We start from the raw sequence: 12,044 nt of genomic DNA, 5'->3' as shown, positions 1-12,044 counted from the left end.
CGTTGACTTTTGGCACGCTGTTGAGTTCTCAAGGAACGGACGCTTCCTTTGTACTCACCCTCTCGGGCTTTCCTCCGGGCGCTTCCCTTCGGTCTCGCGTTTCCGACTCTATCAGATCCTTTTCGATCCGATTCCCGGTCGGCGGGTTTGTCTCGCGCTTTCGGGCTTTCGCCCGTCGGCCTTTCGACATTCACTACGTTAGCCGATTCCTTCGCGGACTCATAATCGGGTCCGGCGAGTTCGAATTCGGGCATGCGGGCACGCCGAATTCACTTCCGCTGAGGGAAGTCGTAGGTAGTGGGTTGGCCGCTCTCGGCTGCTGGCGAATGCCGTAACCGGGTCAAGCGGCTCGGGCTACGTTACGCGCCCCCCAAAGGAGAGTCAACTTCGGCGCCGCTTCGGGACATGGGCCCGGTACGGGCTGACCGTCGGGTCGTCGGCGACCCAGTAGCGCCACGGATGGACCCCGCCCTCGCCGGACACTCCGGTCCGCGGACCGTTCCGCACCTGGTCGCGGGGCACGGTGGTGCCCGTCAGGATGCGCAGCGGGGTGTCCTCCGACGTGCACGCGTCGGTGCCGTCCAGGGACCGGTCCACCCCCAGGGCGGTGGCCAAACGGGCCGGTCCTTTGGCCAGTTCCTTGTCATTTCGGGCGGAGAGCCGGCGGGTACGGGCCAGCTCGGCGCCTTCGATGATCTCGCCGGCGCGGAGCAGGACGGCGCTAGCGGTGCCGTCGGGACCGCACACCAGGTTCATGCAGAACCACATGCCATAGGTGAAGTACACGTACACATGTCCCGGCGGACCGAACATCACGTCGTTGCGGGGGGTCCGACCGCGGTAGGCGTGTGAGCCGGGGTCGTTCTGGCCGTCGTAGGCCTCGGCCTCCGTCAGGCGGAGGGCGATCGGACCGTCCGGGGTGTCGCGCACGAGGACGCGGCCCAGGAGATCGGGGGCCACCTCGAGGACGGGTCGGTCGAAGAATTCCCTGGGCAGGGGCGTACGGTCGGGGCTCGCGATCATGCCGTCCGAGCGTAACGCAGCCGGGTCCGTGCGCGGGGTGGCCATGGGACGTCCGGCTTGCCAGGGTGTGGCGCGGAACCGGCCACGGCCGGATCGCGTTTGTAGGGATCAAGGGTTCACACGCAAGCCTGGAGGAGAGACATGGCGTTCAAGAAGCTGCTCGCGAGCCTGGGGGCCGGCGGGGCTTCGGTCGAGACCGTGCTCAATGAGGTCAACGTCGTACCGGGGGGTGTCGTCCAGGGCGAGGTGCGGATCCAGGGCGGATCCGTCGACCAGGAGATCGAGGGGCTGTCCGTCGGGCTCCAGGCCAAGGTCGAGGTGGAGAGCGGCGACCAGGAGTACAAGCAGGACATCGAGTTCGCCAAGGTGCGGCTCGGCGGTGCCTTCCAGCTGAAGGCCGGCGTCGTGCACGCGGTGCCGTTCGGGCTGGAGATCCCGTGGGAGACGCCGATCACCATGATCGACGGGCAGTCGCTGCGCGGGATGAACATCGGCGTCACCACGGAGCTGGAGATCGCCCGTGCCGTGGACTCCGGTGACCTGGACCCGATCAACGTGCATCCGCTGCCGGCGCAGAAGGCGATCCTGGACGCGTTCATCGGGCTGGGCTTCCGGTTCAAGAGCGCCGACATGGAGCGTGGCCACATCCGGGGTACGCGGCAGCAGCTGCCCTTCTACCAGGAGATCGAGTTCCTGCCGCCCCAGCAGTACCGGGGGCTGAACCAGGTCGAGCTGAGCTTTGTGGCCGACGCGCAGGCCATGGACGTCGTGCTCGAGATGGACAAGAAGCCCGGGCTGTTCAGCGAGGGCAGCGACACGTTCCGTTCCTTCAAGGTGGGGCTGAACGACTACCAGGGCACCGACTGGACGGCGTACCTCAACCAGTGGCTGTCCGAGGTCGGCAGCAAGCGGAACTGGTTCTGATGGATCTAGGCTCGGTCATCTCTGCACCAGACATTCAGGAGGTACCGAGGTGACCGAGCTGAAGCGGCGTCCGCTCCCCCATGACTTCCACCCGCCCGTGCCGTCGTTCACGGTCACGAGCGACGACGTCCAGGAGGGCGGGACGCTCAAGGACGCTCAGGTCCACGCGGTCGGCAACACCTCTCCGCACCTGCGGTGGGAGGGCTTCCCCGCCGAGACCAAGAGCTTCGCCGTGACCTGCTACGACCCGGACGCCCCGACGGGCAGCGGGTTCTGGCACTGGGTGGTGTTCGACATCCCGGCGTCGGTGACCGAGCTTCCGGTGGGCGCGGGCAGCGGCACCTTCGAGGGGCTTCCCCAGGGTGCCGTACAGGCGCGCAACGACTACGGCAGCAAGGACTTCGGCGGTGCCGCCCCGCCGCCCGGCGACGGGCCGCACCGGTACGTGTTCACGGTGTACGCCGTGGACCAGGAGAAGCTCGGACCGGACGCGGAGGGGAGCCCGGCGTTCGTCGGCTTCAATCTGCGGTTCCACACCATCGGGCGCGCCCACGTGATCGGTGAGTACGAGGTGCCCGCCGACAGCTGAGCGTTCCGAGCGTTCATGGAACGTTTGCCCGCCCCCGGTCTTGGAATGGATCAGGGGCGGGCATTTTTATTGCCAGGGGTGGCGGGGGGAGATCGTCGCCCCTGGAGCAGCGGATATTGCGTTGTCCATCTCGGCGTGCCCGGCCAGAGTTGATCCCAGCCCGCCACGGGGTGGGCCGGTGCGCACGGGAGGTGGGCTGGTATGCGGGACACGCTGGTGCTGAACGCGAGCTTCGAGCCGTTGTCGACGGTGACGTTGAACCGAGCCGTCGTTCTGGTGCTCCAGGACAAGGCCGTCGTCGAGCAGGCCCACCCCGAACTGCGGATGCGCGGAGCCGCGCTCGACATACCGGCGCCACGGGTGATCAGGCTCTGCCAATACGTGCGGGTGCCCTTTCGAAGACGCGCTCCCTGGTCGAGGCGGGGTGTGCTGGTCCGGGACAGGCACCGGTGCGCGTACTGCGGCCGGCGGGCCACGACCGTCGACCACGTGGTGCCGAGGTCGCACGGTGGGCAGGACTCGTGGCTGAACACGGTGGCCTCCTGTGCGGAGGACAATCACCGCAAGGCGAACCGGACGCCGGAGCAGGCGGGTATGCCGTTGCTTCGGGAGCCGTTCGAGCCCACGCCCGCCGACGCGATGCTGCTGGCGCTGGCTCGGGACGACTTCGAGGCGCTGCCGGAGTGGTTGGTGCTGGACGCGGCGTGACGGGCGCCCCCCTTCGGGGCGCTAGTCGATCGTCGGCTTCTCTCGGCGTTCCTGGGCGGGGACGCTGGGGGTGCCGTTGCCTCCGCCGCCGCCCAGGCCGCCGAGGTTGCCCATGGCGCCGGACAGGCCCTTGAGGGCGTCGCCGATTTCGCTGGGGACGATCCAGAGCTTGTTGGCGTCGCCCTCGGCGATCTTCGGGAGCATCTGGAGGTACTGGTAGGAGAGCAGCTTCTGGTCCGGGTCGCCGGCGTGGATGGCCTCGAAGACCGTGCGGACGGCCTGGGCCTCGCCCTCGGCACGCAGGGCGGCGGCCTTGGCCTCACCTTCGGCGCGCAGGATCTGGGACTGCTTCTCGCCCTCGGCGCGCAGGATCTCGGACTGCCGGACACCTTCGGCCTGGAGGATGGCGGCGCGCTTGTCGCGGTCGGCGCGCATCTGCTTCTCCATCGAGTCCTGGATGGAGGTGGGCGGTTCGATCGCCTTGAGCTCGACGCGGTTGACGCGGATGCCCCACTTGCCGGTGGCCTCGTCGAGGACTCCGCGCAGGGCCGCGTTGATCTCCTCGCGGGAGGTCAGGGTCCGTTCCAGGTCCATGCCGCCGATGATGTTGCGCAGCGTGGTGACGGTGAGCTGCTCGATGGCCTGGATGTAGCTGGCGACTTCGTAGGTCGCGGCGCGGGCGTCGGTCACCTGGTAGTAGATGACGGTGTCGATGTTGACGACCAGGTTGTCCTGGGTGATGACCGGCTGCGGCGGGAAGGGGACGACCTGTTCACGCAGGTCGATGCGGTTGCGGATGGTGTCGATGAACGGGACCACGATGTTGAGGCCCGCGTTCAGGGTCCGCGTGTAGCGGCCGAAGCGCTCGACGATGGCTGCGCTGGCCTGCGGAATGACCTGGATGGTCTTGATCAGGGCGATGAAGACCAACACCACCAGGATGATCAAAACGATGATGACCGGTTCCATCGTGGTTGTCCGTCCCCTTCTCCGACCCTGTTCTCTGACCCTGACTACTGCTGATCTTACGGCTGTTGAGGATCTTGCCGGTCGAGTCTGACAGACCGTCGCACGACTCGGGGCCCGTTCGCGCCAGTTGTGCGCGGCGGGGTCACATGATGATCGCCGTGGCCCCCTCGATGTCCACGACGTCGACTTCCTCACCCGCTTCGAAGGCGCGCCCGGTGTCCAGTGCGCGTGCCGACCAGATCTCGCCGGCGAGTTTGATCCGGCCGCCGGAGCCGTCGACCCGCTCCACGACGACGGCCTGTCTGCCCTTCAGGGCGTCGACTCCCGTGGCCAGTTGGGGCTGTTGGGAGCGATGCCGGGCGGCGACGGGCCGTACGACCGCGATGAGGGCGACCGATACGACGACGAATACGAGGACCTGGACGACGAGGTCCGCGCCGAACCCGGAGGCCACGGCGGCCGCGACCGCCCCGACGGCGAACATCCCGAACTCCGGCATCGCGGTCACGACGAGCGGGATTCCGAGCGCTGCCGCGGCGACGAGCCACCACACCCATGCGTCGATGTCGTTCACGTGGTCATGGTAGGTCCGTCGGGTGGGCTGGGGACAGGGCGCACGGGGGGCGGGTCAGGACAGCGGCAGGCCCTGTGCGGTCCAGCGGTCGCCGTTCTGCTCGACGACCAGCGGGAGTCCGAAGCAGAGGGAGAGGTTGCGGGAGGTGAGTTCCAGCTCCAGCGGGCCGGCGGCCATGACCTTGCCCTGACGGATCATCAGGACGTGGGTGAAGCCCGGCGCGATCTCCTCGACGTGGTGAGTGACCATGATCATGGAGGGTGCGATGGGGTCGCGGGCGAGCCGGCCGAGGCGGCGGACGAGGTCCTCGCGGCCGCCGAGGTCGAGGCCGGCGGCCGGCTCGTCCAGGAGCAGCAGCTCGGGGTCGGTCATCAGGGCGCGGGCGATGAGGGTGCGCTTGCGCTCGCCCTCGGAGAGTGTGCCGAACTTCCGCTCCAGGTACTCGGTCATGCCGAGGCGGTCGAGGAAGGCGCGGGCGCGCTGCTCGTCGACGTCCTCGTAGTCCTCGTGCCAGCCCGCCGTCATGCCGTAGGCGGCGGTCAGCACGGTCTGCAGGACGGTCTGGCGCTTGGGCAGCTTGTCGGCCATGGCGATGCCGGCGACGCCGATGCGCGGGCGCAGCTCGAAGACGTCGGTGCCGGGCTTGCCGAGCGTCTCGCCGAGGATGGTGGCGGTGCCCTGGCTGGGGTAGAGGTAGCTGGACGCGACATTGAGGAGGGTGGTCTTGCCGGCGCCGTTGGGGCCGAGGATGACCCAGCGTTCGCCCTCCTTCACCGACCAGGAGACCTGGTCCACCAGAGCCCGGCCCTCGCGGACCACGGATACGTCCTGAAGCTCCAGAACATCGCTCATGAGCGCGTTGTCTCCCCTTGCATTGTGGCCGGTCTCGGCTGTCGCGTACGCCTTGGCTCGGGCCGCCGCGCCGGTGGGCGCAGGCCCTCCAGGAAATCTACGCCACCGGTCGGCATGACCGTTCCATCGGTCCGGTCCTTAGGGTGGGGGCATGCTCTCGGAACCACGCGCAGGGCGCCTTGCCGCCTGGGGAAATGCCCTTATTGCCGGATTGGTCTCGCCTGATGACGCCTCGGTGGCGATCGTCGGGGAGGACGCGGTGCATCGAGTGGAGGGGCTGCCCGGCGAACCGGCGCCCGTCGGTCTCACGCTGGCGCTCGGCCGGCTGCGGGCGCTCGGGGCGACGGGGCTGCGGGTCGCGCTGCCCGCGCCGGGGCATCCGCTGGGCCTGAGCGGGCCGCCGGACTTCAACGCGCGGGCGCTGGAGGCGGAGGAGGCCGTGGTCTGTCACGGTGCGGCGGTGGGGCTGGTGCCCGAGGTGCACGAGGCCGGGCCCGAGGGTGACGTGCACGTCGAGGTGGTCTGGCACTGCCTGCCGGTGCGGGAGGCGCCGCCCGCGGACGTGCCCTCGCTCGGGGAGGCGGAGCGGGAGCTGGCGGAGGCGCTGCGCGACGCGACGGAGATGCTGACGCGGCTGGACGTGGCCGGGTCGGGACCGGTGGCGGAGGCGGCGGTCGCCGCGTACCGGGCGCGGGCCGAGCGCGGCCGGGAGGTGCTGGCGCCGGGGTATCCGCCGCGGGCGGTGCGGGTGCTGGAGTTGGCGCAGCGGGTGGGGGCGCTGGTGTCGCTGGCGTATGAGAACGGTCACGGTGGGGCGGTGAGCGCGTCCGAGATGGCGGCACGGGGGGAGGCGCTGCGGCCGGTGGAGCGGACGGCTCGGCGGGCGCTGGTCGCGGCGTACAACTCCGTTGTGGAGGAGCGGGGGCGGGGGATGCGGTGACCGTCCTCACCCTGTACTCGGCGCTGGTGTGGGCGACCTGGGGGCCGCGCCCCCAGACCCCGCGTTCGGCCTGAACGGCCTCGTCCTCAGTCGCCGGACGGGCTGTTTGGTGCCGATCGGCCTCCCAGGGGTCCCGGGAGGCCGCGGGCATCGTTGACGGCCTGGGTCAGCGGTTGAGGCCCAGGTTGCCGAAGGCCGGGTTCAGGACGCCGATGACGTTGACGCTGTTTCCGACGGCGTTGACCGGGATGTGGATCGGCGCCTGGACCAGGTTGCCGGAGGCGACGCCCGGGGAGCCGACGGCCTCGCCGTGGGCCTGGGACCCGTCGGTGGCGGAGGCCATCCCCGCGCCGGCGGCGATCAGCCCGCCGGCCACCATCGTCACGGCCGCTGCCTTCTTCAGGTTCTTCACTTGCAAGCCCTCCTTGCGAACGCCGCGGCAGTCGCCGCGGCACGCACTGGAGAACGGCCGGCCCCCGCAAAGGATGCGCCATACGGGGGACATTCCCACGACGGTATGAATCTCCGACCGGAAGGGAACCTTCCGTCAGCCGGTCACGCCGTGGCGTACGGCCCACAGCGCGGCCTGGGTGCGGTCCGCAAGGTCGAGCTTCATGAGGATGTTCGAGACGTGGGTCTTGACGGTCTTCTCGGAGAGCACCAGGGCCCGCGCGATCTCCCGGTTGGAGCGGCCGTCCGCGATCAGACCCAGCACTTCCCGCTCGCGCTCCGTGAGTGAACCGGCCCTGCCCTGGCCGGAGTTGCCCTCGTCCTGGCTGAGCAGGGCGCCGGCCACCTCGGGCTGGAGCAGGATGTGGCCGGCGTGGACGGAGCGGATGGCACCGGCCAGCGCCTCGGGGTCGACGTCCTTGTAGACGTAACCCGCCGCGCCCGCGCGCAGGGCCGGGACGACGGTGCGCTGCTCGGTGAAGCTGGTGACGACCAGTACGCGCGCGTGGTTGTCCAGTTCGCGGAGCCTGCGCAGCGCGTCGACGCCGTCCATGCCCGGCATCTTGACGTCCATGAGGATCACGTCGGGTTCGAGTTCCTGGGCGCGGTCGACTCCCTCGGCGCCCTCGGCGGCCTCCCCGACCACGACGATGTCGTCCTGCACCTCCAGGAAGGTGCGCAGGCCCCGGCGGACCACCTGGTGATCGTCGACGAGCAGCACCTTGATTGCGTCAGCCACCGGGGACCTCCATCTCGATCGTGGTGCCCTTGCCGGGCGCGGACTGCACGGTCAGTCTTCCCCCGGTGCCGTTGGCCCGGTCGCGCATCGAGACCAGACCGAGGTGGCGTCCCGCGCGGCGCACGGTGCGCGGGTCGAAGCCGCTGCCGTCGTCGGTGACCCGCAGTACGACCCCGGTGCCCTTCCGGTGCAGGGTCACGTCGACGCGTGCCGCCTCGGAGTGGCGCAGGGCGTTGTGCAGCGCCTCCTGGGCGACGCGCAGCATCGCTTCCTCCTGGGCGGCGGGCAGTGCCTTGACCCCGTGTCCGGCGAAGGTCACGCGGGCGGTGTGGGCGCGGTCGAGGACCTGGATCTGGGTGCGCAGGGTGGCGACGAGGCCGTCCTCCTCCAGGGCGGCGGGGCGCAGCTCCACGACGGCGGCGCGCAGCTCGTCGGCGGCCTCCGCGGCGAGGGCGGCGACCTGCTGCAGCTCGCCCTTGGCCCGCGCGGGGTCGCGGTCGACCAGGGCGGTGGCGGCCTGGGCCGTCAGGCGCAGCGAGAAGAGCTTCTGGCTGACCGCGTCGTGCAGCTCGTGGGCGAGGCGGGAGCGCTCCTCGGCGATGGTCAGCTCGCGGCTGCGTTCGTACAGGCGTGCGTTGGTGAGGGCGATGGCGGCGTGCTGGGCGAGGATGCCGAGCAGTTCCTCGTCGTCCGGCGTGAAGCCGCAGGTGCCCTCGGGCCTGGGGACCGGAGGGTCCCCCTCCGTATCAGGGCACAGCTTGTTCGCCAGGAAGAGGGCGCCGATGATCTCGTCGCCGTCGCGGATCGGCAGCCCCAGGAAGTCCACGAGGTCCGGGTGGGCGGAGGGCCAGCCGCCGAAGCGCGGGTCCTCGCGGACGTCGGCGAGCCGTTCGGGCGTGGCCTCGTGGAGCATCGCGGCGAGGATGCCGTGCTGGCGCGGGAGCGGGCCGATGGCCTTCCACTGCTCGTCGCTGACGCCGTCGACCACGAACTGGGCGAAGCCGCCGTGGTCGTCGGGGACGCCGAGGGCTGCGTACTGGGCGTCCAGCAGCTCGCGGGCGGAGGCGACGATCGTCTTGAGGACGTCGCGCACCTCCAGGTGCCTGCTCATGGCCAGCAGCGCGGAACTCACCGCGGCGAGGCCGGACCGGGGGCCGTGACTCATGTCCTCACGGTACCGGCGGGGGGTGACGGGGGGATCGGACCTGTGACCGCCGCCGCCTAGGGCGGTGGGCCTAGGTCCGAGGTCCCGCCCTTCCGGCCTAGGGCGAAGGACCCCGCCGGGTTGGGGCCGGTGCCCGAGGCGGCGGGTGGGGCCCGGTTCCTACGTTGAGGATCACGCCGTACCGGACGGGTTGCGGCGGGGACGACGAGGGGACGTGTGTCATGCCGGTCGCGATCATCACGGGAGCGTCGAAGGGGCTGGGCCGAGCGCTCGCCGAGGCGCTGGCGGCTCGGGGCTGGGATCTGGTGCTGGACGCCCGGACCCCGGAGGTGCTCAAGGAGACGGCGGCGGCGCTGGAGGCGTACGGCACGCGCGTGACGGCGTTGCCCGGGGACGTCACCGACCCCTGGCACCGGACCGGGCTGGTGACGGAGGCGGCGCGGCTGGGCGGGGTGGATCTGCTGGTCAGCAACGCGAGTGCGCTGGGTGCGGAGCCGCTGGTGCGGCTGGCGGAGCTGCCGGCGGACGGGCTGCGGCGGGCCCTGGAGGTGAACGTCGTGGCCGCACTCGGCCTGGTTCAGGAGGCGCTGCCGGCGCTGCGGGCGGCTCCGGCGGGCGCGGTGCTGACGATCAGCTCGGACGCGGCGGCCGAGGCGTACGAGACGTGGGGCGGCTACGGGGCGTCCAAGGCGGCGCTGGACCAGCTGGCGGCGGTGCTGGGCGTCGAGGAGCCGGGGCTGCGGGTCTGGGCGGTGGACCCGGGGGACATGGACACGGACCTGTACGCGGCGGCCGTACCGGACGACGACGATCCGAGGCCCGATCCGGTGCGCGTCGTTCCGGCGCTCCTGCGGTTGCTGGACGAGCGGCCGGTCAGTGGGCGCTACGGGGCTCCGGCCCTGCTGGAGGCGCGGTCATGACGGTGGCGCTGAAGGTGCCGGAGGAGCTGTCGGCGCGGGTGCCGGCCGAGCAGCGGGGGCCGGGCCTGGACCGGGACGGCGTACGGCTGCTGGTGTCGCGGGGCACCGAGGTGTCGCACCACGTGTTCGGTGAGCTGCCCGGGCTGCTGCGGGCCGGTGATCTGCTGGTGGTCAACACGTCGCCGACGCTGGCGGCCGCGGTCGACGGGTCGGTCGGGCACGCGCGCGTGGTGGTGCACTTCTCCACGCGCGGGGACGACGGCCGGTGGGCGGTGGAGCTGCGGGAGCCGGACGGGCGGGGCACCACGCGCGCGCGTGCGTGCGTGGCGGAGGGGACGGTGGTGCGGCTGCCGGGCGGTGGGCGGCTGGTGGCGGAGGAGCCGTTGAGTACGCGCGGGGACCGGTTGTGGTGGGCGCGGGTGTCGGGGGCGGAGGTGACCGCGGTGCTGCGGGAGCACGGGCGGCCCATCCGCTACTCGTACACGGAGCGGGACCAGCCGCTGTCCGTGTACCAGACGGTGTTCGCGCTGGCGACGCCCGACGGGACGGGCAGCGCCGAGATGCCGAGCGCGGCGCGCCCCTTCACGGCACGGCTGGTGACGGAGCTGGTGAGCCGCGGCGTGCAGTTCGCGCCCGTGACGCTGCACACGGGGGTGGCCTCGGCGGAGTCGCACGAGCCGCCGTATCCGGAGCGGTTCTCGGTGCCCGGGGAGTCGGCGCGGCTGATCAACGCCGCGCGGGCAGCCGGGCGGCGGGTGGTGGCCGTGGGGACGACCGCAGTGCGGGCGGTGGAGTCGGCGGCCGGCGGTGACGGTGCCGTACGGGCCCGGGCGGGGTGGACGGATCTGGTCGTGACCCCGGAGCGCGGGGTGCGGGTGGTGGACGGCCTGCTGACCGGGCTGCACGAGCCCGAGGCCTCGCATCTGCTGATGCTGGAGGCGGTGGCGGGGCGGGCGGCGATCGACCTCGGGTACGACGCGGCGGTACGGGGGCGCTACCTGTGGCACGAGTTCGGCGACGTGCATCTCCTCCTGCCGTAGGAGAGGGCCGCAGAGCCACTCACACAGTGCATTGCGCCAGCAACCAACGGTGAGAACGACGGGGGGTCGATGTGAGCCCGGGCATAGGGCGCACGTCACGTACGAAGAGGATTAGGAGTACGACTCGTCCGTTTTGAGCGGGGCAGATAGTCCAATCTGCCCCGTTTCGCCGTTCCCTGATCCACTACCCGGGATCGTACGTCACACCTTTGCCTCCGGATTTTGCGGCCGCTAAGAATTGCTCTCGTCGCTCAGCGCCGCGGGTTCTCCCCCGCGGCGTTCGTGCCGGAAACACCCCTGTCCCCACCGGACGAGAGCGACCTCCGCGCTATCCGAAGAGGTCTATCCCGCCATGCTCAAGAACATCCTTTCCCGTGGTCGCAGTCGTTCCCTGACCCGCACCCAGAAGGCCGCCATAGCCGGTGTCGGCACGCTCGGCGCCGCCGCCGTCGCCCTCACCGCCGTGCCGGCCAGCGGCCAGACGACCACGAGCGAGGCCGCTCCGACGGCCAAGGTGGCGTACAGCACCAAGCAGATCCAGGACGTCCACGCCGGCATCACCGGTCAGCTGGCCGGTGCCAGCCAGAAGGTCGCCACCATCGAGGCCAAGAAGGAGGCGGCCGCGAAGAAGGCCGCCGCCGAGAAGGCCGCCGCGAAGAAGGCCGCCGCCAAGCGCGAGGCGAAGGAGGCCGCCAGCCGGTCCGCCAAGCGCGCCGAGGTCAAGAAGTCCTACCCGAACAACCTCGACGGCTGGATCCGCGAGGCCCGGGCCATCATGAAGAAGCACGACATCCCCGGCTCCTACGAGGGCATCCACCGCAACATCATGCGGGAGTCCTCCGGCAACCCGAAGGCCATCAACGACTGGGACATCAACGCCATCAACGGCATCCCGTCGAAGGGCCTGCTCCAGGTCATCCCGCCGACCTTCGAGGCCTACCACGTGGCCGGCACCTCGAAGAACATCTGGGACCCGGTCGCCAACATCGTCGCCGCGTGCAACTACGCCGCGGACAAGTACGGCACCATGGACAACGTCGATAGCGCGTACTGAGGCCGGCGCGGACCTCTTCGGACCGACGCCGACGCGGACGCCGATCGCACGCCGAAGGGCGGCACCCTCCTGACGGGGTGCCGCCCTTCGGGGCGTC

General features: G+C 70.8%; 14 protein-coding genes. 7 read left to right on the top strand and 7 right to left on the bottom strand.

The genetic code is table 11. The features are described 5' to 3' along the window. Positions 1-381: 381 nt before the first annotated feature. Positions 382-1,023: a DNA-3-methyladenine glycosylase gene (locus ACGF3J_RS28990; protein ID WP_393855060.1), complete on the bottom strand. Its 642-nt coding sequence runs from the start codon at positions 1,021-1,023 to the stop codon at positions 382-384. A 141-nt stretch (positions 1,024-1,164) separates the two neighbouring features. Here ACGF3J_RS28990 and ACGF3J_RS28985 point away from each other — a divergent pair, with 141 nt between their 5' ends. From ACGF3J_RS28985 to ACGF3J_RS28975, 3 genes are all read left to right on the top strand, one after another. Then, positions 1,165-1,947 (top strand): sporulation protein, encoded by a 783-nt coding sequence (locus ACGF3J_RS28985; protein ID WP_161331163.1) that lies wholly within the window; start codon positions 1,165-1,167, stop codon positions 1,945-1,947. Between the two features lie 49 nt (positions 1,948-1,996). Then, positions 1,997-2,536, top strand: coding sequence for a YbhB/YbcL family Raf kinase inhibitor-like protein (locus ACGF3J_RS28980; protein ID WP_393855059.1), 540 nt, complete (start codon positions 1,997-1,999; stop codon positions 2,534-2,536). 201 nt (positions 2,537-2,737) lie between these two features. Further along, positions 2,738-3,244: an HNH endonuclease gene (locus tag ACGF3J_RS28975; RefSeq protein WP_122614743.1), complete on the top strand. Its 507-nt coding sequence runs from the start codon at positions 2,738-2,740 to the stop codon at positions 3,242-3,244. Positions 3,245-3,265: 21 nt separating this feature from the next. On the opposite strand, the gene ACGF3J_RS28970 is transcribed toward ACGF3J_RS28975, so the two are convergent. The 3 genes from ACGF3J_RS28970 to ACGF3J_RS28960 form a co-directional block, all read right to left on the bottom strand. Then, positions 3,266-4,213, bottom strand: coding sequence for an SPFH domain-containing protein (locus ACGF3J_RS28970; RefSeq protein ID WP_122614744.1), 948 nt, complete (start codon positions 4,211-4,213; stop codon positions 3,266-3,268). Positions 4,214-4,355: 142 nt separating this feature from the next. Further along, positions 4,356-4,787: an NfeD family protein gene (locus tag ACGF3J_RS28965; RefSeq protein WP_125494449.1), complete on the bottom strand. Its 432-nt coding sequence runs from the start codon at positions 4,785-4,787 to the stop codon at positions 4,356-4,358. Between the two features lie 54 nt (positions 4,788-4,841). After that, the gene (locus ACGF3J_RS28960) at positions 4,842-5,639 is read right to left on the bottom strand and encodes an ABC transporter ATP-binding protein (RefSeq protein WP_064727169.1); all 798 of its coding nucleotides are present in this window, start codon (positions 5,637-5,639) and stop codon (positions 4,842-4,844) included. 151 nt (positions 5,640-5,790) lie between these two features. On the opposite strand from ACGF3J_RS28960, the gene ACGF3J_RS28955 reads away from it, so the two are divergent. Then, entirely contained in the window at positions 5,791-6,579 is a 789-nt protein-coding gene (locus tag ACGF3J_RS28955; protein ID WP_393855058.1) for a hypothetical protein, read from the top strand. A gap of 166 nt (positions 6,580-6,745) precedes the next feature. Here ACGF3J_RS28955 and chpE read toward each other — a convergent pair whose 3' ends face one another. The 3 genes from chpE to ACGF3J_RS28940 form a co-directional block, all read right to left on the bottom strand. Then, positions 6,746-6,991, bottom strand: a complete 246-nt coding sequence (chpE, locus tag ACGF3J_RS28950) for a chaplin ChpE (protein WP_161331160.1) — start codon at positions 6,989-6,991, stop codon at positions 6,746-6,748. A 135-nt stretch (positions 6,992-7,126) separates the two neighbouring features. Further along, positions 7,127-7,768: a response regulator transcription factor gene (locus ACGF3J_RS28945; RefSeq protein ID WP_161331159.1), complete on the bottom strand. Its 642-nt coding sequence runs from the start codon at positions 7,766-7,768 to the stop codon at positions 7,127-7,129. Continuing rightward, a complete protein-coding gene (locus tag ACGF3J_RS28940; protein ID WP_161331158.1) occupies positions 7,761-8,933 on the bottom strand; it encodes a GAF domain-containing sensor histidine kinase in 1,173 nt (390 codons plus the stop codon). The genes ACGF3J_RS28945 and ACGF3J_RS28940 overlap by 8 nt, the downstream gene beginning before the upstream one ends. 221 nt (positions 8,934-9,154) lie before the next feature. Between ACGF3J_RS28940 and ACGF3J_RS28935 the strand changes: the two genes are divergently transcribed. From ACGF3J_RS28935 to ACGF3J_RS28925, 3 genes are all read left to right on the top strand, one after another. After that, complete coding sequence (locus tag ACGF3J_RS28935; protein WP_161331157.1) at positions 9,155-9,853, top strand: SDR family NAD(P)-dependent oxidoreductase; 699 nt, start codon at positions 9,155-9,157, stop codon at positions 9,851-9,853. Continuing rightward, complete coding sequence (locus ACGF3J_RS28930; RefSeq protein ID WP_161331156.1) at positions 9,850-10,893, top strand: S-adenosylmethionine:tRNA ribosyltransferase-isomerase; 1,044 nt, start codon at positions 9,850-9,852, stop codon at positions 10,891-10,893. Before ACGF3J_RS28935 ends, ACGF3J_RS28930 begins: the two co-directional genes overlap by 4 nt. Before the next feature lie 352 nt (positions 10,894-11,245). Then, positions 11,246-11,947: a transglycosylase SLT domain-containing protein gene (locus ACGF3J_RS28925; RefSeq protein ID WP_161331155.1), complete on the top strand. Its 702-nt coding sequence runs from the start codon at positions 11,246-11,248 to the stop codon at positions 11,945-11,947. Positions 11,948-12,044: the final 97 nt, after the last annotated feature.

This window comes from Streptomyces sp. NPDC048171 (assembly GCF_043202655.1).
Lineage (GTDB): Bacteria > Actinomycetota > Actinomycetes > Streptomycetales > Streptomycetaceae > Streptomyces.
This window is presented reverse-complemented; position numbering and strand designations above follow the sequence as displayed.

Coding starts and splice junctions, on each gene's coding strand:
- ACGF3J_RS28970 (WP_122614744.1), bottom strand. CDS start 4,213: ATGGAACCGGTCATCATCGTTTTGATCATCCTGGTGGTGTTGGTCTTC.
- ACGF3J_RS28985 (WP_161331163.1), top strand. CDS start 1,165: ATGGCGTTCAAGAAGCTGCTCGCGAGCCTGGGGGCCGGCGGGGCTTCG.
- ACGF3J_RS28955 (WP_393855058.1), top strand. CDS start 5,791: ATGCTCTCGGAACCACGCGCAGGGCGCCTTGCCGCCTGGGGAAATGCC.
- ACGF3J_RS28960 (WP_064727169.1), bottom strand. CDS start 5,639: ATGAGCGATGTTCTGGAGCTTCAGGACGTATCCGTGGTCCGCGAGGGC.
- ACGF3J_RS28975 (WP_122614743.1), top strand. CDS start 2,738: ATGCGGGACACGCTGGTGCTGAACGCGAGCTTCGAGCCGTTGTCGACG.
- ACGF3J_RS28940 (WP_161331158.1), bottom strand. CDS start 8,933: ATGAGTCACGGCCCCCGGTCCGGCCTCGCCGCGGTGAGTTCCGCGCTG.
- ACGF3J_RS28990 (WP_393855060.1), bottom strand. CDS start 1,023: ATGATCGCGAGCCCCGACCGTACGCCCCTGCCCAGGGAATTCTTCGAC.
- ACGF3J_RS28930 (WP_161331156.1), top strand. CDS start 9,850: ATGACGGTGGCGCTGAAGGTGCCGGAGGAGCTGTCGGCGCGGGTGCCG.
- ACGF3J_RS28925 (WP_161331155.1), top strand. CDS start 11,246: ATGCTCAAGAACATCCTTTCCCGTGGTCGCAGTCGTTCCCTGACCCGC.
- ACGF3J_RS28935 (WP_161331157.1), top strand. CDS start 9,155: ATGCCGGTCGCGATCATCACGGGAGCGTCGAAGGGGCTGGGCCGAGCG.